The organism is Natronincola ferrireducens (assembly GCF_900100845.1).
Lineage (GTDB): Bacteria > Bacillota > Clostridia > Peptostreptococcales > Natronincolaceae > Natronincola_B > Natronincola_B ferrireducens.
Window position 1 is genome coordinate 301,472 of record NZ_FNFP01000001.1, and the last position, 26,308, is coordinate 327,779.

General features: G+C 35.8%; 24 protein-coding genes. 23 read left to right on the forward strand and 1 reads right to left on the reverse strand.

Annotated elements, in window-relative coordinates:
* The first annotated feature begins 24 nt into the window (after window positions 1–24).
* The 16 genes from BLS22_RS01390 to BLS22_RS01465 all read left to right on the forward strand — a co-directional run bounded on the left by BLS22_RS01390 (window position 25) and on the right by BLS22_RS01465 (window position 19,811).
* Entirely contained in the window at window positions 25–1,254 is a 1,230-nt protein-coding gene (locus BLS22_RS01390) for a nickel pincer cofactor-dependent isomerase, group 22 (protein ID WP_090549257.1), read from the forward strand.
* 621 nt (window positions 1,255–1,875) lie between these two features.
* Complete coding sequence (locus BLS22_RS01395) at window positions 1,876–3,081, forward strand: aconitase X catalytic domain-containing protein (protein ID WP_090549259.1); 1,206 nt, start codon at window positions 1,876–1,878, stop codon at window positions 3,079–3,081.
* The gene (locus tag BLS22_RS01400) at window positions 3,082–3,492 is read left to right on the forward strand and encodes an aconitase X swivel domain-containing protein (protein ID WP_090549261.1); all 411 of its coding nucleotides are present in this window, start codon (window positions 3,082–3,084) and stop codon (window positions 3,490–3,492) included.
* An 841-nt stretch (window positions 3,493–4,333) separates the two neighbouring features.
* Entirely contained in the window at window positions 4,334–4,996 is a 663-nt protein-coding gene (locus BLS22_RS01405; RefSeq protein WP_090549264.1) for a GntR family transcriptional regulator, read from the forward strand.
* An 840-nt stretch (window positions 4,997–5,836) separates the two neighbouring features.
* Entirely contained in the window at window positions 5,837–7,165 is a 1,329-nt protein-coding gene (locus tag BLS22_RS01410) for an MATE family efflux transporter (RefSeq protein ID WP_090549267.1), read from the forward strand.
* A 433-nt stretch (window positions 7,166–7,598) separates the two neighbouring features.
* A complete protein-coding gene (locus BLS22_RS01415) occupies window positions 7,599–9,194 on the forward strand; it encodes a PocR ligand-binding domain-containing protein (RefSeq protein ID WP_090549270.1) in 1,596 nt (531 codons plus the stop codon).
* Entirely contained in the window at window positions 9,191–9,925 is a 735-nt protein-coding gene (locus BLS22_RS01420) for a response regulator transcription factor (RefSeq protein WP_176762000.1), read from the forward strand. Before BLS22_RS01415 ends, BLS22_RS01420 begins: the two co-directional genes overlap by 4 nt.
* A 126-nt stretch (window positions 9,926–10,051) precedes the next feature.
* Window positions 10,052–11,719: a dihydroxy-acid dehydratase gene (gene ilvD, locus BLS22_RS01425; protein WP_090549276.1), complete on the forward strand. Its 1,668-nt coding sequence runs from the start codon at window positions 10,052–10,054 to the stop codon at window positions 11,717–11,719.
* A 49-nt stretch (window positions 11,720–11,768) separates the two neighbouring features.
* A complete protein-coding gene (locus tag BLS22_RS01430; protein WP_090549279.1) occupies window positions 11,769–12,794 on the forward strand; it encodes a TRAP transporter substrate-binding protein in 1,026 nt (341 codons plus the stop codon).
* Between the two features lie 60 nt (window positions 12,795–12,854).
* Entirely contained in the window at window positions 12,855–13,349 is a 495-nt protein-coding gene (locus tag BLS22_RS01435) for a TRAP transporter small permease (RefSeq protein ID WP_090549282.1), read from the forward strand.
* The gene (locus tag BLS22_RS01440; RefSeq protein WP_090549285.1) at window positions 13,349–14,596 is read left to right on the forward strand and encodes a TRAP transporter large permease; all 1,248 of its coding nucleotides are present in this window, start codon (window positions 13,349–13,351) and stop codon (window positions 14,594–14,596) included. Before BLS22_RS01435 ends, BLS22_RS01440 begins: the two co-directional genes overlap by 1 nt.
* 445 nt (window positions 14,597–15,041) lie before the next feature.
* A complete protein-coding gene (locus BLS22_RS01445; protein ID WP_090549288.1) occupies window positions 15,042–16,229 on the forward strand; it encodes an ABC transporter substrate-binding protein in 1,188 nt (395 codons plus the stop codon).
* 114 nt (window positions 16,230–16,343) lie between these two features.
* Window positions 16,344–17,237: a branched-chain amino acid ABC transporter permease gene (locus BLS22_RS01450; protein ID WP_090549291.1), complete on the forward strand. Its 894-nt coding sequence runs from the start codon at window positions 16,344–16,346 to the stop codon at window positions 17,235–17,237.
* A gap of 3 nt (window positions 17,238–17,240) precedes the next feature.
* A complete protein-coding gene (locus tag BLS22_RS01455; protein WP_090549294.1) occupies window positions 17,241–18,296 on the forward strand; it encodes a branched-chain amino acid ABC transporter permease in 1,056 nt (351 codons plus the stop codon).
* A complete protein-coding gene (locus BLS22_RS01460; RefSeq protein WP_090549297.1) occupies window positions 18,296–19,102 on the forward strand; it encodes an ABC transporter ATP-binding protein in 807 nt (268 codons plus the stop codon). The genes BLS22_RS01455 and BLS22_RS01460 overlap by 1 nt, the downstream gene beginning before the upstream one ends.
* Window positions 19,095–19,811, forward strand: a complete 717-nt coding sequence (locus BLS22_RS01465) for an ABC transporter ATP-binding protein (protein ID WP_090549300.1) — start codon at window positions 19,095–19,097, stop codon at window positions 19,809–19,811. Before BLS22_RS01460 ends, BLS22_RS01465 begins: the two co-directional genes overlap by 8 nt.
* Window positions 19,812–19,902: 91 nt before the next feature.
* On the opposite strand, the gene BLS22_RS01470 is transcribed toward BLS22_RS01465, so the two are convergent.
* Window positions 19,903–20,742, reverse strand: coding sequence for an aminotransferase class IV (locus tag BLS22_RS01470; RefSeq protein ID WP_090549303.1), 840 nt, complete (start codon window positions 20,740–20,742; stop codon window positions 19,903–19,905).
* 162 nt (window positions 20,743–20,904) lie between these two features.
* On the opposite strand from BLS22_RS01470, the gene BLS22_RS01475 reads away from it, so the two are divergent.
* The 7 genes from BLS22_RS01475 (at window position 20,905) to hpf (ending at window position 26,140) form a co-directional block, all read left to right on the forward strand.
* Window positions 20,905–21,381 carry a permease gene (locus tag BLS22_RS01475; protein ID WP_090549306.1) on the forward strand — a complete coding sequence of 159 codons (477 nt, stop codon included), beginning with the start codon at window positions 20,905–20,907 and terminating at the stop codon, window positions 21,379–21,381.
* Window positions 21,382–21,924, forward strand: a complete 543-nt coding sequence (locus BLS22_RS01480) for a permease (protein WP_090549309.1) — start codon at window positions 21,382–21,384, stop codon at window positions 21,922–21,924. It abuts the gene before it with no gap.
* Window positions 21,925–22,040: 116 nt separating this feature from the next.
* A complete protein-coding gene (gene fliD, locus BLS22_RS01485) occupies window positions 22,041–23,720 on the forward strand; it encodes a flagellar filament capping protein FliD (RefSeq protein ID WP_090549311.1) in 1,680 nt (559 codons plus the stop codon).
* 18 nt (window positions 23,721–23,738) lie between these two features.
* Window positions 23,739–24,119, forward strand: a complete 381-nt coding sequence (gene fliS, locus BLS22_RS01490) for a flagellar export chaperone FliS (protein WP_090549314.1) — start codon at window positions 23,739–23,741, stop codon at window positions 24,117–24,119.
* A gap of 8 nt (window positions 24,120–24,127) precedes the next feature.
* Window positions 24,128–24,607 carry a flagellar export chaperone FlgN gene (gene flgN / locus BLS22_RS01495; protein WP_090549317.1) on the forward strand — a complete coding sequence of 160 codons (480 nt, stop codon included), beginning with the start codon at window positions 24,128–24,130 and terminating at the stop codon, window positions 24,605–24,607.
* A gap of 67 nt (window positions 24,608–24,674) precedes the next feature.
* Window positions 24,675–24,809, forward strand: coding sequence for a hypothetical protein (locus tag BLS22_RS15460; protein ID WP_280139555.1), 135 nt, complete (start codon window positions 24,675–24,677; stop codon window positions 24,807–24,809).
* A 791-nt stretch (window positions 24,810–25,600) separates the two neighbouring features.
* Entirely contained in the window at window positions 25,601–26,140 is a 540-nt protein-coding gene (gene hpf / locus BLS22_RS01500) for a ribosome hibernation-promoting factor, HPF/YfiA family (protein WP_090549320.1), read from the forward strand.
* Window positions 26,141–26,308: the final 168 nt, after the last annotated feature.

Below are 26,308 nucleotides of genomic sequence, written 5' to 3' on the forward strand. Positions count from 1 at the left end.
TCATTATAGAATGGAGTTAATAAAATGCCTATATTACTTGAGGAAGATTTAAATATTGACCTACCTAAAATGCATACAGTTAGGCAGATTTTTCCAAAAGAAGAATTAGAAGATATTGAAGCAGCTATATGTTGTGAGATAAAAAAAGAATTTATTAAATCTACAATCAAACCAGGAAATAAAGTTGCAGTTGCGGTAGGAAGCAGAGGTATAAAGAATTTAAAAGAAATAGTAAAACTAACTGTAGATAAAATAAAAGAAATGGGAGCCCATCCCTATATAGTTTCTGCAATGGGAAGCCACGGTGGAGGAACAGAAAAGGGTCAAAGAGAAATACTTTATGGTTATGGAATAACCGAAGAATATATGCAAGTACCTGTGATTACAAAAACAGATGTTGTTCACCTTGGCAAAACAAAAAAAGGTATTGATGTTTATTTTGATAAAATTGCATATGAAGCTGATGTAGTAGTGCCTATAAATAGAATAAAGCTTCACACAGATTTTGTTGCAGATATACAAAGTGGTTTATGTAAAATGCTTGTTATAGGATTAGGTAATCATACAGGTTGTTCTGCAATTCACGAAGAAGAATTTGATTGTTTTGGAGAAATAATTAAAGAAGCAGCTTCTATTATAATGAAAAAGGCAAACATTGGATTCGGTGTTGGAATAGTGGAGAATGCCTATGATAGAACATCAATAATTGAATTCATTCCTGCCAAAGAATTGATTTCTAGAGAGATTCAACTAGTTAGAATTGCTAAAGAAAATATGCCAAAGCTTATGATTCCCGAAATAGATATATTAATTGTAGAAGAGATAGGTAAAAACATCTCTGGTGCAGGATATGATCCAAATATATTAGGGAAAAGCTATATTTTAAAGGAGTTTGTATTAGAAGTTCCTAAGATAAATAAAATGATTCTATTAGACCTATCAGAGGAATCCCATGGGAATGGCATAGGTATGGGGATATTTGATATCATAACAAAAAAAGTGTTTGAGCAATTAGATTTTGAGTCAATTTATGCAAATGGAGTAGCTATTAAATGCATCGATGATTGTAAAATACCTTTAATTGCTAAAAATCAAGATGAAGCCATAAAAATAGCTATTAAAGTCCTTCGAGGAGCCGATAAAGACAATTTAAAGATTGTAAAAATTAAAAACACCTTAGAATTAGAATACATTCAGGTTTCAGATTCATTATTAGAATATGTGAAAAATGATACTAGATTAGAATTACATTAATTATATTTATCATTCTATGACAATTATTAATAGTGAATATAACCATCCATCTTCCATTGATAAAAATAATGGTTTTGTCTTACTGTAATTGCAATGTAGTTTTATATTATTGGGAGTGTAAAGTAGCTCATAAAAAATCAAAATAAATAAAAAAAATTAAAAATAACTATGTACTTATAATACTAGATAACAAACTAGATGGACAGCTAGTTGTCAGCAGCATTTATAGCATGCTAAACAATGCTCTGAAATTACAACCAACGGTGGAAGAACTCAAAAACAGATACAGCTACAATATCGTCACAAATAGTTGTGTTGCTCAGGACTTTTGGAATCATTAAAAGCCCCTTAATTAAAGGGAGTGCACTTAGCAATAAAAGGAATAATTTTTAAAATTTCTTTATGCAAGTATTGGATATATAAAAGTAAATAACATATAATTGAGTTCACAATGATCAACTTTTCTGTTGAAAAACTGCGTTGGAGAACTTCAATTATAACAGAAAAAACAGAGGATCATTGTTTTTTACACAAAAAATTTTGAGACCTTTGAAATATAATATTTATTTTTAAAAGGAGTGTCAAATTTAACACTACCATATTATGTAAGGAGGGTATATAATGAAGTTAACAAATGAACAACAGGACATGCTAGATGGCAAATATGGTGAAGGTGCCGCTATTGCAATGAAAATTCAAGTAGCTATTGGAGAATCATTTGATGCCGAAAGATTAGTACCAATAACTAGAGCACATGTTGCCTTAAGCAATCAAGAAGCAGATCTATGGTTTGCTGAAAAGTTATTAAAAGCGGGGGCTAAATGTAAAGTTCCTCCAACGGTTAATCCAGGGTTTTGTTTATCATTCTTTAAAAATAAAGAAATGGTTTCCAAAGAAGATGCTGATTTAATGCAAAGAACCCATGATGCCTACAAAGGTTTAGGAGCAATTTTGAGCTACAACTGCACCCCATATATAGATACAAACGTACCAAATTATGGAGAAATAGTTGCTTTTTCAGAATCAAGTGCAACTCCTTATGTAAACGCAGTTTGGGGAGCAAAAAGTAATAGAGAAGGAGCAAACAGTGCACTTTGTGCTGCTATCACTGGATTTGTGCCTGAATATGGACTATTATTTGATGAAAATAGAAAAGGTAATATTTTGGTAGAAGTAAAGGCTGATATAAAAACAGACTTTGATTATCATATACTAGGAATGTTAGGCAAGAAAATTGGGAATGGAATCCCTGTGTTTACAGGATTACCTAAACATATTTCAAAGGAGGGATTAAGAAATTTAGGTGCTCAACTAAATACATCTGGAGCCTATGGCATGTATCATATAGTCGGATGCACCCCTGAAGCACCAACATTAGAAGCTGCCTTTGGCGGAAAAGAGCCTCAAAGAAAAGTTACTATTACCAACGAAGATATGCAAGGAATTTTATCAGAAATTTCATTAGAAGGAAACAGAGAAATTGATTTTGCAATGTTTGGTTGTCCTCATTTTACCTTAGAAGAAGTCAAATATATTGCTGACAAAATAAAAGATAAAAAACTTAAAAAGGAAATGTGGATACTTACATCAAGTCATGTTAAAGAAATGGCTGAAAGGATGGGACTAGACAAAATAATTTTAGAAGCTGGTGGATTTATTGTACCTGATACCTGTCCAGATCAACCCTGTTGGAAACACTTAAATGGCAAAATAGGAATAACCGAGTCTCCAAAATGTGCATATTATCCACAAAGACGAGGAATACATTTTGTCATTAGAGATTTAGATACTTGCATAAATGCTGCATTAATAGGTGAGGTGAAATAAATGAAAAATAAAAAATTTAGCTGTCACAAAATATCAGAAGGTGTTGCAGAAGCTGAAGTGATTGTATCAAAGGATGATATCATGTTCTATTTAATAGAACCTGAAACAGGCAAAGTTATGGAACAGGCCCATGATTTAGAAGGAAAATCTATAGCACAAAAAATATTGATTTTTCCTAGTGGAAAAGGAAGCTCAGTAGTGCAAGCTGACGGATTATATCAACTTAATCAAAAAGGTAATGCACCAAAAGCCATGATTATACAACATCCTGAAACCGTACTAGTATCCAGTGCAATTATTATGGAAATCCCCATGGTTGATAAAGTAGATCCAGAATTTTATAAAGTAATAAAAGATGGAGATCGTGTTAGAGTAGATGCAAACAATGGAACTATAGAAATACTTAGCTAATATAAAATGTTGTAATGATGTTAAAAACTTGTTAGTATAGCAAAATTAAAACTATATAAAATGATTCATTTATATGTAATTATTAGCTATAAATGAATCATTTTTGCACTTCTTCATTAAACTATTGAAAGTGCTAATTTTCTATAAAAGATATCTTAGAGTCAATACTTCTTTAAAAGTAGCCCTGTTAAACGCTATTGTTGATTTTTACATTCTATAAATTTTTGAATTCTGTTATCCTGAGGGAACTGAAGGATCTAAGACTCTTTGCTATGCTTAGAGTGACAATCACTCAATATTTTGTCATAGCTTTATTTACACAATATCAACATCTATGTTTAACATAGCTTAAAAGTAAAATAATTGACTTCTATTGATTTTTTCAGCTCAGGTGTTGGTGGGTAAATGAGAATATTTAATTTGCCCATCTTTACCAACAAGTTTATAAACAATGATTGTTAAACCTTTAGATCTAGGGATTTCTGCAGGTACACTTGGATGTTTTCCAAAGAGCCATAGCGTGGGCCACCTTTAAGTTAAAGGATTTAAAAGCATCAAAGGAATTGAGTTTATTAGCAAATTAAATTAAAAAACAAAGCTAATCAGAAGTATTTACCACTTTATCCTCATCTAGTTTGAATGATATACTTTTCATAGGTGAGATACCGACTTTCTCAGGACTGTTTTGGATAAAAAATATTTCTATGAGCCACTATTCTCACCCTCAGCTGTTTTTGGAAATATATTCATGGTAAAGTTATAAAATGCCTATGTTGTTATTTGTACAAAATCAAGTTAATTAAAATTTAAGGATATAATTAGTAGGTTAAAGGAGAAAAAAATGATAACAAAAATAAGTAAGACTAAGAAGAAAAATTTAGCTCAAATCGCTTATGAAGAAATAAGGGATAGAATTTACCACAATAAGATACAACCTGGAGAGTTAATTAATGAAAGCAGTATTGCAGAGGAATTAAGTATAAGCAGGACGCCTGTTAGAGAAGCTCTTAGAATGTTAGCAAGCGAGGATATTATCGAAGTAAAAGATGGTGTTGGGACTTATGTCAAACTATTATCAATTAAAAATATTAAGGATATTTTTGAAGTAAGGAAAGCACTAGAAGTGATTGCAATTAAAACTGCAATTTATAAGATAACAGAATTAGAAATTACTGAACTCGAAAATGATTTTATGCTTCTTAAAAGAAAATATGATATGGGTACTTTGACAAAAGAGGAGTTTGCAAATGTTGATATGAAGTTTCATCAATTAATTTTTGCTAAATGTGAAAATAACTATGCTAAGGGAATATTTGAAGAGATGAGCTTAAAGATTAAACAATATCAATATATATCTTATGAATCCTTAAATAATAGTGAAGAAAGTATAGCACAACATTTACAAATGATTAACTTTATTAAAGATAGAAACTTAAAGGAATTAATTACTTTTTTAGAAAATCATATAAACTGGTCGCTGAAACTTTTGTTAATGGAAAAATAATTTTATCTAATGGCTTATTCTATTTAATATGATAGCACGGCGAGACTATAATTATTTTTTAATTTATAATAAAAATTAAAATCATTCAATTGATTTTGAACTTCATATAAAAGAACACTATTTTGCTCTTGTTTTCTTAGAATATTTTATTAACCCTAGAAACCTAGTTATTATAGTGTATTTTATTATGCAAATTATTTCTTGTTAATAGATAAATTTTTCATTAAGTGCTGGTAATGGCATATTCCTTACATAACTATATCTTTGAAATATCTTTTAAACTGTTAGATCCTTATCTTACCTATGATATAGTTTATATTCTATCCTAAGTTTATCCTGATAATCTAATTATAGGTTGTATACTGTGAGCCCCTATCTCAATGGAAAATTAATCCTTTAACAGGTCTTTTAGGGGTAATTGTCTATTCGATAGCACCAAGGATTAACTGCTTAGTCATGCTCACATCTAAAGCCTAACCTAGTATCTTTTTATGGTACAGATATTCAATAGCTGCTAGGTAAAGCCACCCTTTACTTGTTGAAATGCCCGTAATATCTCCAATCCACTCTTGGGTTTTAAATTTGGCTGTGAAATCCTTGTTCAATAGCTTGGGGTTACTGAATGGTTATGATTTGAATTTGTAGTGGCTTTGAATTTTGTTTTCAAAGCACTTACTAAATTATTTTCTCTTATAAGTCCTTTTATACCATTGTTACTAGCTCTTATCCCTTTTTTAAAAAATCTTCTTTCTAACACGGATGTGTTCATAGGCGCCATCAGATTCATCAAATATTTCTTAAATATACACAAGTAGTTTCATATCTTGTTTAGGAGGAATCATGAAAAAAATAAGATTGGATTTTCTTAAATATACATCATTAAATATTTTAGCTATGGTAGGTCTATCGATTTATATACTAGCAGACACTTATTTTATATCAAAAGCCCTTGGTGCAATAGGGCTTGCAGCACTAAATTTTTCTATCGTTATCTACACATTGATACAAGGTATAGGTTTAATGATAGGAATAGGAGGCGCTATAGATTTTACTACTAGACGATCTGAAGGTAGTAATTCCGGTAACGAATCTTTCTTGAATGCCCTATTAATAGGAGTATTGATCTCGATAATATTCCTTATTATGGCATTGTTTTTCGGAAAAAAGTTGTCGGTATTTCTTGGTGGAGATGAGTTTACACTACCTGCAATTAAAACTTATATAAGTACAATATTAGGACTTTCTTTCTTTTCCATTTTAAACAATATTATATTAGTATTTGTTCGAAATGATAATAATCCTAGGTTGGCAATGATAGCTATGATAATAAGCAGTTTATCAAATATCATATTAGATTATATTTTTATGTTTCCGTTATCCATGGGGATTTTTGGAGCAGCATTTGCCACTGGGCTATCTCCAATAATTAGCCTGTGTATTTTAATGACTCATTTTAAGCACAGTAGCTTTAGGTTTCAGCTGAATAAGCACAAACTAGATATAAAGAGGTTGGGGAAAATAATAATTCTTGGGTTTCCATCGTTTGTAACAGAGTTTGCATCATCAATTACATTATTTACTTTTAATATTATCATATTGAGAATAGCTGGTAATGTTGGAGTTGCCGCTTATGGAGTTATTGCCAATGTTGCAATAATCGCAACGGGACTATTTACAGGATTGGCTCAGGGAATACAACCACTTACAAGCAATTATTATGCTAAATCTGATATAAATGGATTGAGAACCATATTAAAATATAGCTTAACAACATCATTGATGTTATCAGCAATCATTTATTTTACCATATTGATGTTTTCAAAAAATATTGTTTCAGCTTTTAATAGTCAAGATAATGCTGCTCTTGCAATGATAGCTGAAGTTGGATTAAAAATATATTTTGTTGGGTTTATTTTTGCTGGACTAAACATTGTTTTGATATCTTTCTTAAGCGCAACATCTCATACTATCAACGCAATGACAATTTCTATACTAAGAAGCAGTGTGCTTTTGATTCCTTCCGTACTATTTATGAGTTTCTTCTTTGGGATGTATGGAGTTTGGGCATCCTTTACTATAACAGAATTAATTGTAATTATTTTAGCATACTTAATTCATACTAATCGCTTAAGAGGAAATAAGCAATTAAAGGTATATACACAAGGATAAACTCTTGAATATATAAAATTTTTTTACACATTGAACATTTTATAATTTAGGAGAAATATTTTTATAGAAAATTCATTGTTTGAAGATCAGGTCTGGGATTTGTTCTATATAGGAAAGCTCTATTTTGGAAAGGTAAAAGAAAAAGTAGAGATTTAACAGAATAGAATCAAGAACCTAATATTTTATTACTTTAACACAAGGATTCTAGTGGAGGGCTGATGCCAGCAGGACCACAGAATCTTTTTTTGTCTTTTTCTTAAATAATTTTCTCTATTTCCAAGGTGTTTATTATGTTTTACAAAGTAATTGATAAAGGGAGGAAAAACACAAGTTGAGATAAATGTTCACAACAAGAGTAGGAGGTGAGGAATTTGCAGAAAAATGATATAATAGGTCTAATAAAGAAATTCACTAGAAAATTGAGGTAATTTTAATGATGATGAAGGATGATACGATGAATAATGGTAAAATGCCTATAAAGCAATATTTTCAATGGGGTACAGTTAAATGGCTTCCTGAGCCGGATGATGTGAGTAAAGGAAAATTGCTGGTGGGACATATTACATTTTTGCCAAAGGCGGAACAAAAAAAGCATCTCCATACTGGCGATGAACAGATTCTTTATACCCTATCGGGAAAAGGAGTGCATTGGATTGATGGTAAAGAATATCCCCTATCCTATGGAAAGGTTTATCATATTCCCCCCTATGGAGAGCATGCTGTCAAAAACCTAAGGGACGAACCCTTAGAGATGATTATCGTCTACAATGCCAACAGCTTAAGTTATAAGGAGATGCTGCCACCGGCAGAGTTTTCTACCCGTTATGCCATAGATAATTTAAAGGGGATTATAGATTTATCTATGTTGCAAAAGGTTCAGGATAAATTTTCAGAGGCCTCCCAAATAGCTATTCTTATCCGGGATGAAAAGGGGGAGATTATAACGAAGCCCAGCAATTTATCCCCTTTTTGTCAGCACCATTGCAGCTACAATAATAGGTGTTATTTGAAAAGTAAAAAGGCTCCCCATATGGAGGATGAGACCAAGGTATTCAACTGTTGTTTAGATTTGGTTACCCTCTACACCCCTATTTATATGGGGGATACCTATATAGGCAGTATTAGCTGTGGACCTGTCTTTTTAAACGAACCATCCCAAAGAACATTAGAAGTATTGGAAAAAGAGGGAAATAGAAGACCATTAAAGGACTATTTAAATATAAGACGATTAACTAAGGCACGATTATATGCTATTATGGAATCTTTGATGACCATGAGCCGATTTATTGTAGAAACAGGTATTAATAATTTGGCCCAAAGGGAGCTTCATCAAAGAACAATTCAGATGCTAGAGGACCAGCAAAAGAAGATAGAACTGGAAAAGGCCCTACAGGAAACAAAGATGGAGGCTTTACAGGCCCAGCTAAGTCCCCATTTCCTTTTCAATACTTTAAGTGTTATAGGAGAGTTAGCTTATATGCAGGGGGCAAAGGATGCAGCGGAAACGACCTTCGCCCTATCCAATCTCTTGCGAACCACCCTGAAAAAATCAGAGGAAATGACGAAGGTATGGGAGGAACTGGATTATATTAAGGATTATCTCTTCATTCAAAAAAAACGTTTCCACCAACTTGTTGAAATCAAAATAGATGTGGAGGAGAATGTGATGGAGGTGGAGATCCCCTTTATGACCCTTCAGCTTTTGGTAGAAAACACGATTGTACATGGTTTGGAGGCCAACGGTAAACCAATCACTATCCAGATCAAAGGAAAGAGAAAAGATGATTACATTTTTTTAGAGGTTATGGATAATGGTTGTGGTATGAAGAAGGAAGTAATAGAGACACTATTTGAAAAAACGGTTGGCATTAAGGAAGGAACTGGTATTGGTTTAGCCAATCTTAAGGAAAGGTTTAGGTACTACTATGATGAAGATTTTCAGCTGAAAATATGCAGCCAGTGGGGAGAAGGAACCCAGGTCTTTATAAAAATACCTGTTCATGGGAAAGAAAAGGGAGGAAAAGAATGAAGCTTTTGATCGTTGACGATGAGAAAATAATGAAGGAGTATATAAAATTTGTCATAAGTCAAGAGAAACTAGATATTGAAGTTTTTGAAGCCTCCAATGGAGAAGAAGCCATAGAGATGGCGACTAAAATAAAGCCCCAAGGCATCTTCATGGACATAAAAATGCCCCGAGTCGATGGTTTGAAGGGGGCAGAGATTATTAGAAAAGAACTGCCTCAAGCAAAAATCATTTTTCTTTCTGCCTATGACAATTTTGACTATGTACAAAAAGCCCTTAGACTAGGAGCCTATGATTATCTCTTAAAGCCAATAGCCCCTAAGGATTTGAAGGAGATGCTGAAAAATCTCATGGATTTAGGAAAGGAAGAAGAAAAATCCCAGGAAAAAATAGTAGATCCCAGCTATGAGGATGATGTAATTTTAAAGGCCAAGGCCTATATACAAGAGCATTATAAAAATAAGATCCACCTACAGGATGTAGCCGATGAGGTAAACCTAAGCAGTGCTTACTTTTCTAAATATTTTAAGAAAAAGACGGAAATGAATTTCTCCCATTACCTCAATAAGCTGCGATTAAGTAAGGCTAAAGAACTGATGAAAAATCCTAATCTAACCCTCAATGAAATTGCTCTGGAGGTGGGCTATGAGGATTTGAGCTACTTTAGTATTGTTTTTCAAAGGTATGAAGATACCACCCCCACCAGCTATAGGCGACAAATTATGACAAAATAATAAAAAAAGAACAAAAAAACAAAAAACACTCAAGACAAAAGATTCAAAATATTTGTTTAAAAAACAAATGGCTTTGGGTCTTTTTTTTTGTTAAAGTATAGAAAACGATAAGGAGGCCATATAAATATGAAAATAAATAATAGCTTTCAAGGTTTAGATAGAGCCCCCCATAGATCCTTATTTTATGCTATGGGATATTTACCAGAGGATTTAAAAAAACCCTTAATTGGTGTGGTCAATGCCCATAATGAGGTGATTCCAGGACATTTTCACTTAAATGAGCTGGCCCAAGCAGTAAAGCTAGGAGTAAGTGCGGCAGGGGGAACGCCTATGGAGTTTCCAGTAATAGGGATATGTGATGGTATTGCCATGAATCATGATGGTATGAAATATCCCCTTTCCACTAGGGAGCTCATTGCAGATTCTATAGAAGCCATGACCATAGGTCATAAATTTGATGGTTTAGTATTAATAGGAAACTGTGACAAAATTGTTCCTGGAATGATGATGGCGGCAGCTAGATTGAATATTCCTGCCATCTATGTAAGTGGAGGACCTATGCTGACGGGAAATCACAAGGGAAAGCCAGTGGATTTAATTAGAGGGGCCTTTGAAGGGGTAGGGGCCTATGCGGAAGGAAAAATTACTGCAGAAGAATTAGAGGAACTGGAAGCAGAATCCTGTCCTAGCTGTGGTAGCTGTGCTGGGATGTTTACTGCCAATACTATGAACTGTCTTGCTGAAGCCCTAGGGATAGGTCTACCTGGTAATGGTACGATTCCAGCCCCCTATGGACAAAGAAAGCAATTGGCTAAAAGAGCTGGAATGCAAATTATGGAACTAGTAAAGGAAAATATTCGACCTAGGGATATATTAACCTTAGGAGCCTTTAGAAATGCCATAGCTGTAGATATGGCCATAGGAGGTTCCTCCAACACAGTACTACATCTTATGGCGATTGCTAACGAAGCAAAGATACCGTTGAATCTTGAGGAATTTGATAAAATTAGTAGAAGGGTTGCTAATATTGCAAAGCTCAGTCCAGCTGGACACCATAGTATAACAGATTTACATGGGGCGGGGGGAATTTCCGCAGTGGTGAATCAACTGTTGAAGGCAGGTTTAATTTATAATGATGAAATCACTGTAACTGGAAAAACCATCGGAGAAAATGTAATGAAGGCAGAGGTTTGGAACGACAGTGTCATTCGACCCATGGATGAAGCCTACAGTAAGGAGGGAGGAATTGCCATCCTTATGGGGAACCTTGCACCAGAGGGGGCCGTGGTGAAACAGTCAGGGGTAGAGGCAGAAATGATGGTCCATAAGGGTCCAGCTAGGGTATTTGATTCAGAAGAACAAGCCTATGCTGCCATCATGGCTAAGAGGATTAAATCGGGGGATGTAGTGGTAATCCGATATGAAGGGCCAAAGGGGGGACCCGGTATGCGGGAAATGCTAAGTCCTACGGCGGCAATTGTAGGGATGGGATTGGAAAAATCCGTTGCCTTGATTACAGATGGACGTTTCTCTGGCGGCACAAGGGGACCCTGTTTAGGTCATGTTTCCCCTGAAGCATCGGAGGGAGGACCTATCGCCATTATTGAAGAAGGAGATATGATAGAAATTGATATTCCTAATAGGAGTTTGAGAATAGATTTATCGGAAGAAGAAATAGAAAATCGTTTAAAAGCTTGGAAACAACCACCTACTAAGGCTGAAGAAGGGACTTATCTATATCGCTACAGTAAGCTAGTCACCTCCGCCAGTACAGGTGCAGTATTAAAGTATTAAATCTAATAAGGACTTTGAAGAAAATAATCTTATACCAGGGGGAAGAACAATGAAAAAGAAATTAAGTATGTTATTATGTATGCTGTTAGTGGTGACACTTTTAGCAGCCTGTGGACAAAAATCTCCAGCGCCTGCAGCAGGTGAAGATGTAACCTTAGAAGAATTTGAGCCTGTAAAATATCGTCTGGCCCACGTTGTCAATGAAAATGACAGCTTCCATATCAGTGCTGTGAAGTTTAAGGAATTGGTGGAGGAAAGAACCGGTGGTAAGGTGGAGATAGAAGTCCATCCCAACGCTACCTTAGGGGACGAAAGAACATTACTAGAGGGTATGCAAATGGGTACAGTGGACATGGGAATCATCACCAATGGACCCATCGCCAACTTTGTACCTCAAGTGGCAGTGTTTGAACTACCCTTCCTATTTAGCAGTCATGAAGAGGTTTATGGAGTATTGGATGGTGATATAGGTAAGGAAATCCTAAAAAAAATGGAGGATGTCAACCTGAAGGGCCTTGCCTTTGCAGAAAGAGGATTTAGAAACCTAACCAACTCTAAAAAACCGGTTGCAACCCCTGATGACATGAAGGGCTTAAGAATTAGAGTTATGGAAAATCCAGTATATATCGACACCTTCCAAGCTTTAGGGGCCAATACTGTACCAATGGCATGGACAGAAACCCTTACAGCTTTACAGCAGGGAACCATTGATGGACAAGAGAATCCAGTGGTGGTAATCCACTCCTTCAAGCTGGATGAAACACAAAAGCATTTATCCTTGTCTAGACATACCTATTCACCCGCCACTATCATGATGAGCTTGAATGCCTTCAACAAGCTTCCAGCAGACATTCAAGAGATTATTGAAAGGTCTGCTCAAGAGGCAGCAGAGCATGCAAGAGCTATCAATATTGAGAGTGAAGAAATACTATTGAAGGAGCTACAAGAAAGAGGTATGGAGATTACTGAGGTAGATACAGCAGTATTCCAAGAGGCGGTACAATCTGTTTATGACAAGTATAGAGGACAATACGGAGAATATATGGATAAAATTCAAGAACAACTTAACAAATAGTACGAAATTAGCCTTGGTACTGGGTGCCAAGGCTAATTTAAAAACAAAGGGGGGTAAGCAATGAAATTATCCTATTATTTTAGAAGATTCAGTGATGGGCTAGATTGGTTCATCACAAGGATGGTATTTTTAGGAATTATAGGCATGATTGTATCCATTAGTCTACAGATTATCTTTAGAGTGTTTTTCAATGCATTGGTTTGGACAGAGGAGGCTGCAAGGTATTTATTGGTGTGGAGCAGTTTTTTAGGGGCGACCCTTGCCTACAAAAGAAAGATGCATATAGCAGTTACCTTCGGGGTAGATTTACTGCCTTCAAGTTTAAAGAAGCCTGTGGTTCTTTTAAGTATAGTTTTATCTATGCTGTTTTTTGGGGTTTCCGCCTACTATGGGTTTAAATTAATCTCGATGCAGGTGTATCAATTATCACCGGCTTTGCGGCTTCCCATGAAATACATTTACTTAGGAATTCCTCTTAGCTTTATTGTGATGTTTATCCATGGTATATCATTAATATTGGATAATATCTTTCCACAAGGGGAGGTTGGGGCGTAATGGGTGCAATTATATTTTTCTCTTTTCTTATCTTTATGTTGTTGGGTATCCCTGTAGCGGTGGCCATTGGATTGGCTTCCCTTGTGGTATTAGTAAGGGAAGGTATGCCTCTAACGGTTTTGGTACAAAGGATGTTTGCAGGGACAGATACCTTTCCCTTAATTGCGGTTCCCTTCTTTATTCTGGCGGGGGATTTGCTGGCAAAGGGTAGGGTATCAGGAAAACTAGTGGAATTTGCGGATTCTATTTTTGGTTTTCTGAAGGGGGGCTTGTCGGTGGTATGTGTTTTGGCCTCCATGTTTTTTGCTGCTATCTCAGGGTCAGGAGCCGCCACCACTGCCGCAGTAGGTACACCCCTTATACCAGAGCTGAAAAAGAAGGGCTATGATGAAGCCACCTCTGCCGCCTTGATTGCCGCCAGTGGCACCATAGGGGTTGTTATTCCCCCTTCTGTTCCCATGATTTTATATGCAGTTATTGCTGATCAATCGGTGGCAAAGCTGTTTTTAAACGGATTTTTACCTGGTACTCTCATGGGATTAATCTTAATTGTTTTGGCCATAAGATACGCCTACAAAAACAATTATCCCAGAGGCTCAGCCTTTTCCGTAGGAAACGTAGTAAGGACCTTTAAGGAGGCCATTTGGGGAATTTTAACCCCCGTCATTATATTGGGGGGGATTTTCTCTGGCATCTTTACACCTTCAGAGGCAGCGGTTATTGCAGTGAACTATTCTCTATTTGTAGCCCTATTTGTTTATAAGGATATGAAGTGGAGAGACATATTTGAAATTGTCTGCAAATCCGCAATGACCATGGCAGTGGTTATGTTTATCATTGCCACCTCTAGTATTTTGAGCTGGGTTTTAGCCTATTACAGTATACCTACTGCTATTGCCAATGCAGTATTGTCTTTATCCAGCAATAAATATGTGATTATGCTATTGATTACCCTAGTCATTGTTTTAGCAGGGGTATTTATGGAAACCGCTTCCGCCTTAATCATACTGACACCAGTATTTCTTCCCCTTGTTACTCAGCTGGGGGTGGATCTAATCCACTTTGGTCTCATCATCGTAGTAGGTTTAGCTATTGGTATGATTACACCACCGGTGGCCATCAATCTCTATGTGGCCAGTACAGTAACTGGGTTGCCGATTGAAAAAATCACCAAATCCATTATCCCCTTTATGCTGGGGCTGCTGGCTGTACTGTTGCTAATTGTGTATATACCATTATTTTTCTAGACAATAATTAAAGGGACAGATATTTTGATTAAATCCAATCAAGGTATCTGTCCTAATTTATTACAAGACCAGTAATTCATTTCTCTTCAATATAGGTTTTAACCTTTTCTACTCATACAATTCCCACTGACAATGCCATAAAATTATTTCTGAATATTTTAACAAAAAAAGTTTTGAAATATTTAGAATTATGTATTATAATAAGATTATTATTCACATCACATACATTTGTATATAACATAAAAACAAAATTCAACATACATTGACATATTTTGAAGCCCAAAGGTTTATGATGTTTTTAACATAAATTTGTACAAGGCTTCATAAATTTGTATATAGACATATATACAGTAAAATTATGGATTGAGTTTCTCGGTATATCTGGGAAGTTCAAATAAAAAATTATTAAATCTTTAAGCATGAAAAAACAAAAGGGGGAATTAATGTGAAAAAATGGATATCTATTTTTTTAGTAATGCTTTTGGTTTTATCAGTAGGGCTAGTAGGTTGTAGTAGTCCAACTCCTACAGAAGCACCAAGTGATGAGCCAGATGAGGCAGCAGGAGACGATGATGTAATCAAAATTGGGGTTTTTCAACCTTTAACCGGGGCGAATGCAGCCGGTGGAGCCTTAGAAGTTGAAGGTTCACGTTTGGCAAATGAATTATATCCAGAAGTATTAGGCAAGAAGATTGAGTTAGTTGTTGTTGATAACGGATCTGACGCTGTACAAGCCGCCAGTGCAGTAGCAAGATTGATAGAAAGTGAAAATGTTGTAGCTATCATCGGTAGCTGGGGCAGTACATACTCTATGGCAGCTGGAGATTTAGTTAGAGATAACCAAGTACCTGCAGTTGCTGCATCTGCCACAAACCCAATGGTAACATTAGACAATGATTACTATTTCAGAGTTTGCTTCTTGGACCCATTCCAAGGAACCGTTATGGCAAACTATGCCTACAATAATCTTGGCGCTAGAACAGCCGGGATTATTCGAGAAGTTTCCAGTGACTATGCAGTTGGTTTGGCGAGATTCTTTGAGCAAGCCTTCATCGAATTAACTGGAGATCCAAATTCTATCGTTGAAATTTCTGACTACCAAACAGGAGATCAAGATTTCTCATCCCAAATACTAAATGTTAGTGGTAAAGCTCCTGATGTTATCTTTGCACCTGGTAACTTTACAGAGTCTGCATTAATAATTCAACAGGCGAAAAACCTAGGGGTTACAATTCCATTTATCGGTGGAGACACTTGGGAAACTCCTGAGTTCATTGAGATCGGTGCTGATGCTGTAGAAGGTGCTGTATTTTCAACATTCTTTACATCAGAAGTACCAATCACACCTGAGTCTGAAATTTTCTTAGATGCTTACAGAAGCAAGTATGGCAAGGAGCCTGCTGCTGTTACGGCTTTAGGATATGATGCCTATATCTTAATTAGAGATGCCATCGAAAGAGCAGGAGCAGTAGACCCGATTAAAATTAGAGATGAAATCGCTAAGACATCTGGATTCCCAGGAGCTGCTGGTGTCATCAACCTAGATGAAAATGGGGATGCCGTTAAGAGTGCTGTTATTAAGATTGTTGAAAATGGTGAATTTGTATACTTAGATACAATTGAGCCCTACTAGGTCCACAATTTAAAAAATAACGCTTCCCTCTATCAAGGGGGGAGCGTAATTTTGTACCAAATATAATGGAAAAATAAGTAATTTTAATGTAAATTCTAATTAGGTGGTGGACATATGAACTTCGAACTGTTTTTGCAATACCTGACCAACGGTATATCCTTGGGAAGCTTGTATGCACTTATTGCTATTGGTTATACAATGGTTTATGGAATATTAAGATTAATTAACTTTGCCCATGGGGAAATCTTTATGATGTCCCTGTATTTTGCTTTTTATGGTGTTACAATGTTCAGTATGCCCTGGTATGTATCCTTTGTTATGGCAGTAATCTTTACAGCTGCCCTTGGTATGTTGATAGAAAGAGCCGCCTATAGGCCTCTAAGGGATTCCCCAAGAATCACCATCATGGTTTCCGCCATTGGGGCTTCCTTCTTTATACAAAACCTTGCCATCGTTGTCTTTGGTGGAAGGCCTAAAGCTTTTCCAAATATTCCTCTCTTAACAGATGTTATAACCATTGGGACGGTTTCCCTTCAAAGACTGACTTTGATCATTCCTGTTGTAACCATCATTCTTCTTTATGCCTTGTTGTTTTTAGTTAATAAGACTAAGACGGGGATGGCCATGAGGGCTGTATCTAAGGATCACGAAACTGCTAGGCTGATGGGAATAGACGTTAACCGAACCATTACGATAACCTTTGGTGTAGGGTCTATTCTAGCGGCTATTGGTGGTATTATGTGGGGCTCTAGATTCCCTCAAATTCAACCAGTTATGGGGATTATGCCTGGATTAAAATGCTTTATCGCCGCTGTTGTAGGGGGTATTGGCAACATTACTGGAGCCGTAATTGGAGGCTTTATTCTGGGTATAGGAGAGATTATGATTATAGCATTTTTGCCAAATTTAACTGGCTACCGTGATGCCTTTGCGTTTATTTTACTAATAGTGATTCTGCTATTTAAACCTACAGGCATTATGGGAGAAAAAATATCGGAGAAGGTGTAGACTATGAAGAAGAGAGATATCATTTTAACCACCATATCTATAGTAGCACTTGGCTTATTTCTTATATATGCCAACAGTAATTTTAACCCTTATCAGATAAGGATATTAAATCTATGCGCAATCTATGTTGTGCTGGGATTGAGTATGAACTTGATTAATGGATTTACAGGTTTGTTTTCCTTAGGACATGCTGGCTTTATGGCAGTAGGGGCCTATACAACAGCCCTTCTTACAATGTCGGAAACAGCTAAGCAGAGGACCTTCTTTTTAGAGCCTATGATTTCTCCTTTAGATAAAATTACCCTACCGTTTTTTGTAGCCCTATTAATAGGAGGATTATTGGCGGCCTTTGTAGCTCTTCTAATTGGGGCACCTACCTTAAGATTAAAGGGAGACTACCTAGCCATTGCAACCCTAGGCTTTTCTGAGATTATTAGAATTATATTTACCAACACCCAAAACATCACAAATGGTGCTTTAGGATTGAAATCAATTCCCAATACCACCAATCTTTGGTGGACCTATGGAACTATGGTGGTGACCATCATGGTGATGGCTGCCCTAATCAATAGTAGCTTTGGTAAAGCCTTTAAAGCAATAAGGGAAGATGAAATTGCCGCTGAAAGTATGGGAATTAATTTATTTAAACATAAGGTCATGTCCTTTGCCATAGGAGCATTCTTTGCAGGTATAGGTGGAGGACTATTGGGGAACCTACTGGGGGCCATTAACCCCGCCATGTTTCGATTTGTTCTGACCTTTAACATCCTTTTAATTATCGTTTTAGGGGGAATGGGCAGTATAACTGGAACAGTGATTTCTGCCTTTGTAGTCACCTCAGGATTAGAGTACTTAAGGATTTTAGATGAATCCATCAACCTTGGATTTATCCAGATTCAAGGTATTACAGGTCTGAGAATGGTTGTGTTTTCAGCCCTATTGATGATTGTAGTTATTTTCTTTAGAAACGGACTAATGGGTACCAATGAATTTAGCTGGGATAAACTCTTCAATCTCCTTAAGAGAAGACCCTTTAGCAAGAAGGGGGTAGGACAATAATGACAGTATTAAAAACAGATCATATGACAATGAAATTTGGAGGATTAACTGCTGTAAATCAGCTTAATCTCCATATCGACAAGGGTGAAATCGTAGCCCTTATAGGACCAAATGGTGCCGGTAAGACGACGGCCTTCAATATGATTACTGGAGTGTATCGACCAACAGAGGGAAGTGTTTATTTTGAGGATCGTGATATTACAGGCCTAAAACCCCATGAAATTACAAAGGGGGGGATGGCAAGAACCTTTCAAAACATTCGTTTGTTTAAGGAATTAAGCGTACTGGACAATGTGTTTATAGCCAATCATCTTCATCTAAAGTCCAACTTTTTTCAAGCTGTGTTAGGAAAATTACAGCCCAGCCTTTTAGACAAGGTGATTGGGGAAAGATACTATAAAAAAGAAGAAAAAGAAATACTAGAAAAATGCTATATGCTATTGGAAAAAGTAGGATTACTTGATCTTAAACATGAAAAGGCAAATAGCCTTCCCTATGGTCTTCAAAGAAAACTAGAGATTGCTAGGGCATTGGCTACAGAGCCAAAGCTACTGCTGCTAGATGAACCGGCGGCAGGGATGAATCCAAAGGAAACCAATGATTTAACAGCCTTCATAAGGGAAATAAGAGATGAATTTGATTTAACCGTACTGTTAATAGAGCATCATATGCAGGTGGTTATGGACATATCCGATAGAATTTATGTTTTAGATTATGGTATCAATATAGCTGAAGGCAACCCCTATGAAATCCAAAACAATGATAGGGTAATTCAAGCTTATCTGGGGGTGACTGAAGATGCTTAAAATAGAAAACTTAAAGGTGGCCTATGGTGGTATTCAAGCCTTAAAGGGGATAAATCTTGAAGTAGAAGAGGGAAAAATTGTGGCCCTTATCGGTGCCAATGGAGCGGGAAAGAGTACTACCCTCCGATCTATAGTGGGCTTAGTAAAACCTGAAAGTGGTATTATTACCTATCAAGGTGAAGATTTATCCAAGGTTGAAACAAAGGATATCGTGAAAAAAGGGATTACCCTAGTGCCAGAGGGGAGAAGGGTCTTTGGAAACCTAACGGTACTGGAAAATTTAAAAATAGGGGCTTTTTATAGACACGACCAAAAGAATATAAAAGAGGATTTAGAGTGGGTATACTCCCTGTTCCCACGATTAAAGGAAAGAACCTGGCAACAGGCAGGAACCCTTTCAGGAGGGGAGCAACAAATGCTGGCGGTGGGCAGGGCTTTAATGTCAAGACCAAAGCTTCTCATGATGGATGAGCCATCCCTAGGTCTAGCCCCCTTAATCGTAAAAGAAATCTTTAATATTATTAAAACCATTCACCAACAAGGGGTAACCATACTTCTGATCGAACAAAATGCCAATGTTTCTTTAAAGATAGCTGATAAGGCCTATGTTATGGAGACCGGTAATATTACGCTACAGGGTACAGGAAAAGAACTACTAACCAATGAAGAGGTAAAGAAGGCATATCTAGGAGAAAGTGTACATGGATAATGAAAAATTCTAAAAATGGTACATAAATAGTGAAAAAACCTTTAGGCTTTTTATAGGAGCCTAAAGGTTTTTATTAAGGTTAAGGTGGAGATTAAGATCTTTTTTTAATGTAGTCATCTATTAAATCATCATAGCCACTTCTAATTTTAACAATAGTAGAATTTGTTGCAGAGCCATAGGGTAGGTGATCCACTAGGGCAATGGGTAGAACCTTAGGGGACGTTCCCGTCATAAAGATTCCATCACATTCCTTTAAAAAGTCTACAGTGATGGGAGCTTCCACTACAGCAAGTCCTATTTTTTTAGATAGATCAATGATACGATTCCTTGTGACCCCCTTTAAAACCTTCTCGGCAGGGGCTGTGTAGAGGATGGAGTCCTTTACTAAAAAAATATTGGAACGACTACCTTCAGTAATCTGCTGATGTTGATTCACTAAAATAGCTTCAAAGGCATTGGCACTTTTGATTTTTTCATCTACTCTACTTCTAAAATCCTTTAAAACCACCTTAGCATTAGGATTTTCTCTTTCAGCAGTATACAATATAGCAGAGACCCCTTTTTTATATTGTTCTTCATGGGGGTAATTGCTGGCAATGAAGAATAAATATATATTTGGGGATGGGGTTTCAAGGTTATTCACGATTACCTTTATATTGTAGGCATAGCATTGATTGACTTCTACTAATCTATAAATTTCTTTTTCTAAATCCTTTGGATCTATATAAAAATTATAATTCAATAATCTAAAGGATTGATTTAGGCGATCTAAATGCTCCTCCAAAAAAAGAGGTACTCCCTGGATAATTCGAATCACTTCATATATTGAAGTGGTTTTAGTGATGTCATCGGCACTAAATTTATTGACCGACAGCACACTACCATTTTTAATAAAATAATTTTTATGGATTTCCTTCTGACTTCCCTTCATAAAGCCACCTCCGTCTTTAAGGATATTGTATCACTCAAATAATAATTAGAAAAGAAAAAATTATTATTGAATCCTGTACCTTCGGGGGTATAATGAATTAAATGATATATTTTCAATCAATTAATCAATAAGATAAAATTTAGAGCAGAGGGAGGGTTTAAAATGGTAAATACAATTTTATATTCAGTAGCCTTTGGTTTCTTGGTTTTATCCTATACTAAAGACAAAACGAAGACAAGAATGGCACTAAAAAAAGCTTGGAAAGCCTTTGAAAATATTTTACCGCAGTTTTTAGGTATTATTATCGTCATAGGTATCTTATTATCTCTCCTTAATCCCCAGGTTATTGGACGGATTTTAGGAGGACAATCAGGATGGTTAGGAGTTATCATTTCTTCTCTAGTGGGGGCTATTACTATCATGCCTCCCTTTGTAGCATTTCCTACAGCTGCGCTGTTATTGGAAAATGGAGCTGGCTTGATGCAGATGGGGGCATTTATATCATCACTTATGATGGTGGGGATTGTAACAGCTCCCATAGAAATTCAATACTTTGGTAAAAAACTAACCCTATGGAGAAATGTAAGTGCCTTCATTTTTTCTTTTATTGTAGCTTATGTAATAGGAAGGGTGGTATAGATGAAAAAGGTATTAAAAAGATATAGATTTTTTATAGGCATGTCAATTTTGTTATTGATAGTTACAGTATTTAATAGAAGCATTGGTACCAATGCCTTAGGCGTGGCAACTTTTAGTTTAAGAGAAATGATATTAGTAGTACCTCCAGTATTTATTATGCTAGGGTTACTGGATGTATGGATACCTAGAGAAACTATGATTAAGTACATGGGAGAAGACTCAGGAATTAAAGGAACGATCTTAGCATTTGTTATGGGATCAGCAGCTGCTGGACCTTTATATGCCGCTTTTCCTATAGCATTAGTTCTTATGAGAAAAGGAGCTAAGTTTAACAATATTTTAGTTTTTATAGGGGCTTGGTCAACTACCAAAATTCCGACACTGTTATTTGAAATTTCAGCTCTAGGGATTGAGTTTACATTAACAAGGTTAATGGTGAACATTCCAGGAATTATTATTATGGCCTATTTATTAGAACATTTCGTAGTATCAAAGGAAAAAGAAAGTATTTATGAAAATATTAAAAAGCTGGAACGTGTTTAGGAGCTTTCTATCAAAAGATGGAGGCTCTTTTTCTTTTATGAAAAATAGAAATTATTAAACTTTTTTAAAGATAAAACCGATATACAATATATAGTTTTAAAATAGAAGATTTGCTAATGGATGCAAAATACTATGTGCATATAAAGCTTATGGAGAGGAGTGGAATTATGAGAATTGGGGGCATCGCCTCTGGTATGGATACAGAGCAAATGGTACGGGATTTAATGAGGGCAGAAAGAGTAAGGATGGATAGATTTTTTCAGCAGGAGCAGCGTTTAAAGTGGAGACAGGAGGCCTACAACGGCATCAATCGAAGCATGGCAAATTTCATTGTGGATTCCCGTAAAAGCTTTGGTTTAGCAAGAACCACCGCTACAGGGTCCATGATAAATACCAGTGCCAGTAGCTTCGATTGGGTGAAAAGGGCTACATCCAGTAATGAAGGTGTAGTAAGAGCCACAGCCAATGCCAATGCCATGGCTGGAACCCATACGGTGAAGGTGGAGCAGCTGGCTGAGGTGGCCAGTGTTACTAGTGGGGATTTAAAAGGTTTATTAGAAGCGGATGGAAGAACCTTTAAAGCAGGTAGTCATGAATTTACGATAGCAACAGCCACTGGTCACCAGACCTTTAAAATTGGCAACGAAGATGATGCTATAAAAAATATGGATGATTTGGTAAGGGCCATCAATAGTGCTACATCTGAGGAAGGAGCAAGTTTAGGTTTAAGATCTGCTTATGATAGAGATTTGGGGCAATTAATGATTAATACCAGGGAAACTGGAAAAGAGCAGTTTATAACAATAAAAGATGTTTCCAAAATAGAAGGCGTTTCTCCATGGATTACCTTCACCACGAAATCCAATGAACCAGTAGACGAAGGAGTGGAGATAAAAGGACAAGATGCTGAAATTACGTTTAATGGAAGCGTTATAGAAAAAAGCACCAACAACTTTTCGGTTTACGGCATTAACCTCCAGCTTCAAAGTGAACAGGTAGCAGAGGCTCAACCCATCACCATCCGTGTTGACGCCGATGTGGATAGTATTTTTGATAAGGTCAAATCCTTTGTAGATGAATACAATAAGCTATTGGATGAAATCAATGGACAGCTAGGTCAAAAGCACTATAGAGATTTTTCACCCTTAACCAATGAACAAAAAGAAGCCATGTCAGAAAAGGATATTGAGCTTTGGGAGGAAAAGGCTAAGAGTGGATTAATAAGAAATGATAGTATCTTGACTAGAACCCTTCAAACCATAAGAAGCAGTCTATATGAAAAGGTAGAGGGGGTATCGGGAAGCTATGACCATATAACCCAACTGGGGATTACCACTGGTACCTATCAAGAAGGAGGAAAGTTGGTGATCAATGAGGAAAAGCTAAGGGCAGCCATCAATGATGATCCTGAAGGAGTAATAGATTTAATGTTTAAAAGCCCCGATAGCTCCTTGACGGGTAAGGAAAAGATGGAAAATACAGGGTTGGTTCAAAGGATTTATGATGGTATGATAGATGGTATAAAAGAGATTGTCCATCAATCCGGGCCTGGGGAGGATAGCGCTCTATTAAGAAATGTGAGATCCAATATTTTAATTGACTTTGTAACAGGGGGCTCCCGTAGTGTATTAGATAAGGATTTAAACAGTATCAATACTAGAATGGCGAGGGAAGAGGATCTGTTACGGAGACGAGAGGACCGTTACTGGCAGCAGTTTACAGCGATGGAAAAAGCTCTGGCATCTATGCATCAGCAAAGCTCATGGCTCATGTCCCAGATGGGACAACAATTTTAAGTAGGTGGTGTAATATAAATGGCAATGCAAAATCCATATAATCAATATAAAGAAAACAACATTATGACAGCATCTCCAGAAAATCTAACCCTATTGTTATATAATGGTGCCTTGAAATTCATCAATCAAGGAAAAATATTTATCGAACAAAAAAATGTACAAAAATCCCATGAAGTTATTCTAAGGGCCCAAGATATTATTCAAGAACTTAATATAACCCTAGATATGAAATACGATATTTCACAAAATTTAAGGACCCTCTATATCTACATAAATGAAAGACTCATAGAGGCCAATATCCAAAAAAATCAGGCTATATTGGATGAGGTAGCCGGCATGGTAACAGAGTTAAGGGATACCTGGAAGGAAGCTATGGTGGTGGCCAAGAGGGGAAGATAGGTGATGAAATGAAAAAGGAAGAAATTATGGACTATTTACTTCGCCTTAGTGAAGCCAAGCTTCTCTTGGTTAACAAATTGTTTAAAAATACAGAAGCCCAAAGTAAGACGCTAGAGCCTGAAAAAATGCAAGAGATGGAGATCATTATTCAGGAAAAGCAAGAAATTATGGGAAAGATAGATATAGTAGATAAGGAATTTGTAGAAAAGTATGCTATGTTGAAAAAACTATTGGGTATAACCTCCCTGCAGGAACTGGAGGGGGAGGAAGTTCCTGCATTGAAGGAACTACAGAAAAAGATAGGAGAGATTGTCAAGATTATAGAAGAAGTACAAAAGCTAGATGAAGGAAATACAGAAAAAATGAAAAGAAACATTGCTGAGGCAAAAAATAATTTTAAAGCTGTAAAGGCTGGAAAAAAAGTTACTGCAGGATATAAAAATCAATATATAGAAAGTCATTCCTTCTTTATTGATAAGAAAAAATAATAAAAAAGGTAGGAATAAATGGCAACAGGATATTTCATAATAGGTTATTGAGAAGAAGTATAATATCGTGTATAATAGTAAGGTAACAATTGGATATGGTGTAGATAAAGAAGGTCTGTGGTTGAAAGTCCATGCCAGTCGCAGGCAAAGGGACCCACGTAAGATAACAAAAAAACCTGTTATCGAGCATGGTGCGGCTTAGATGTAAGACCTGCCGGTAACAAATCGAGAGAAATAGTAGTGAAGGCGATCCCTGAGCGAACCTTCCAGCAGGCGAGTGTGGGGGCAAAGACCAGGTCAGCTTCTACTGTACCAATCTACTTACAAAAAGCTTTGACATATTGTCGAGGCTTTTTTTAATTTATTAAAGAAAGCTGTTAAATTTTGCTGATATGTAAAATAATAGAAAAAAATTTTAAAAAATGACAAAATATAGGCACTATAAAGTTAAAAATATTGCGACAATAAATATAAACCATATAATGAAAAAATCCTTTAAAAAAGTTTTCCCCATTTATACACATATATATTCACATAGTTGTTTCCTTGAAAATAAACTTATCAACACTGTTATACACATTATCCACATAAAAATTTTAAACATATCCACAAACAATGACTTAAAGATAGTATTGGGGACAAAATTCTCTCGTTTAAAATTAAAAGGGAAATTTTGTTGAAAACAATTATAAAGATTATGGCTTCCTATGATGCCAAAGTTTATAATTTGCTATTGCTATAAAAAAAGAATATTTTTTATCTAATAAAATATGGAGACTATTTTCATAGGGAAATTCATATAATAACCTTAAAAATAAACCTAAAAATCCTATAGATGAAAAAATTCTTTATATAATAGCTATAAATTTTGTTTGACAAGCTATAGGACGGGGTAATAATGAAAATAAATATAGATACAATAATATATGTCGTTTATCATTTTAAGTTGATCCTATCGACTTAAATATTATAGAAGGGAAAGGAGCTGGAGATATGAAGGTTATCATAAGTGGAAAAAACATTGAAGTAACCGATGCCTTAAAAGGAATAGTTGAATCCAAGATCTCTAAGCTAGACAAATATTTTAATGAAGGAGCTGAAGCCCAAGCCACCCTAACAGTGGAGAAGTCAAGACAAATTATAGAAGTAACAATTCCCATCAATGGCTCTATTTTAAGGGCAGAAGAGTCTACCCATGACATGTATACCTCCATTGATAAGGTTGTGGATAAGTTAATTCGTCAGTTAACTAAGCACAAAACACGACTTGAGAGAAATCGCGTTAGTAATTATGAGACTATACGCTTTGAAAATATCTTGCTTTCTGAGAACGAAGAAGAAAGCTTTGAACCTAAGATTGTAAAAACAAAACGTTTTGCCTTGAAGCCTATGAACTCAGAAGAAGCTGTTTTACAGATGGATTTAATAGGTCACAATTTCTTTGTATTTGCCAATGCAGATACCGATGAAGTAAATGTTGTTTATAAAAGAAGGGATGGAAACTATGGTTTGATTGAGCCAGAGTTCGATTAATAGATTAAATATAACTTTAAGAACAGTAGATGATCTCTACTGTTCTTTTTGGAATGTAAAGATTAATAAAAAATTTCTAAAAATACCAACAAAACCTTGCAGGAGAAAGTCTTTTTGTATAGAAAATTAAGATGAAGTAGAAATATGTTATTTGTTGAAGGGTTGTGA

Excerpts from the sequence above, each read along its gene's own strand:
- BLS22_RS01480 (WP_090549309.1), top strand. The coding sequence starts at position 21,382 with ATGAAAAAGGTATTAAAAAGATATAGATTTTTTATAGGCATGTCAATT.
- BLS22_RS01435 (WP_090549282.1), top strand. The coding sequence starts at position 12,855 with ATGAAATTATCCTATTATTTTAGAAGATTCAGTGATGGGCTAGATTGG.
- BLS22_RS01400 (WP_090549261.1), top strand. The coding sequence starts at position 3,082 with ATGAAAAATAAAAAATTTAGCTGTCACAAAATATCAGAAGGTGTTGCA.
- BLS22_RS01450 (WP_090549291.1), top strand. The coding sequence starts at position 16,344 with ATGAACTTCGAACTGTTTTTGCAATACCTGACCAACGGTATATCCTTG.
- flgN (WP_090549317.1), top strand. The coding sequence starts at position 24,128 with ATGAAAAAGGAAGAAATTATGGACTATTTACTTCGCCTTAGTGAAGCC.
- fliD (WP_090549311.1), top strand. The coding sequence starts at position 22,041 with ATGGATGCAAAATACTATGTGCATATAAAGCTTATGGAGAGGAGTGGA.
- BLS22_RS01395 (WP_090549259.1), top strand. The coding sequence starts at position 1,876 with ATGAAGTTAACAAATGAACAACAGGACATGCTAGATGGCAAATATGGT.
- fliS (WP_090549314.1), top strand. The coding sequence starts at position 23,739 with ATGGCAATGCAAAATCCATATAATCAATATAAAGAAAACAACATTATG.
- hpf (WP_090549320.1), top strand. The coding sequence starts at position 25,601 with ATGAAGGTTATCATAAGTGGAAAAAACATTGAAGTAACCGATGCCTTA.
- BLS22_RS01475 (WP_090549306.1), top strand. The coding sequence starts at position 20,905 with ATGGTAAATACAATTTTATATTCAGTAGCCTTTGGTTTCTTGGTTTTA.
- BLS22_RS01430 (WP_090549279.1), top strand. The coding sequence starts at position 11,769 with ATGAAAAAGAAATTAAGTATGTTATTATGTATGCTGTTAGTGGTGACA.
- BLS22_RS01465 (WP_090549300.1), top strand. The coding sequence starts at position 19,095 with ATGCTTAAAATAGAAAACTTAAAGGTGGCCTATGGTGGTATTCAAGCC.
- BLS22_RS01470 (WP_090549303.1), bottom strand. The coding sequence starts at position 20,742 with ATGAAGGGAAGTCAGAAGGAAATCCATAAAAATTATTTTATTAAAAAT.
- BLS22_RS01405 (WP_090549264.1), top strand. The coding sequence starts at position 4,334 with ATGATAACAAAAATAAGTAAGACTAAGAAGAAAAATTTAGCTCAAATC.
- BLS22_RS01455 (WP_090549294.1), top strand. The coding sequence starts at position 17,241 with ATGAAGAAGAGAGATATCATTTTAACCACCATATCTATAGTAGCACTT.
- BLS22_RS01460 (WP_090549297.1), top strand. The coding sequence starts at position 18,296 with ATGACAGTATTAAAAACAGATCATATGACAATGAAATTTGGAGGATTA.
- BLS22_RS01390 (WP_090549257.1), top strand. The coding sequence starts at position 25 with ATGCCTATATTACTTGAGGAAGATTTAAATATTGACCTACCTAAAATG.
- BLS22_RS01420 (WP_176762000.1), top strand. The coding sequence starts at position 9,191 with ATGAAGCTTTTGATCGTTGACGATGAGAAAATAATGAAGGAGTATATA.
- BLS22_RS01440 (WP_090549285.1), top strand. The coding sequence starts at position 13,349 with ATGGGTGCAATTATATTTTTCTCTTTTCTTATCTTTATGTTGTTGGGT.
- BLS22_RS01410 (WP_090549267.1), top strand. The coding sequence starts at position 5,837 with ATGAAAAAAATAAGATTGGATTTTCTTAAATATACATCATTAAATATT.
- ilvD (WP_090549276.1), top strand. The coding sequence starts at position 10,052 with ATGAAAATAAATAATAGCTTTCAAGGTTTAGATAGAGCCCCCCATAGA.
- BLS22_RS01415 (WP_090549270.1), top strand. The coding sequence starts at position 7,599 with ATGATGATGAAGGATGATACGATGAATAATGGTAAAATGCCTATAAAG.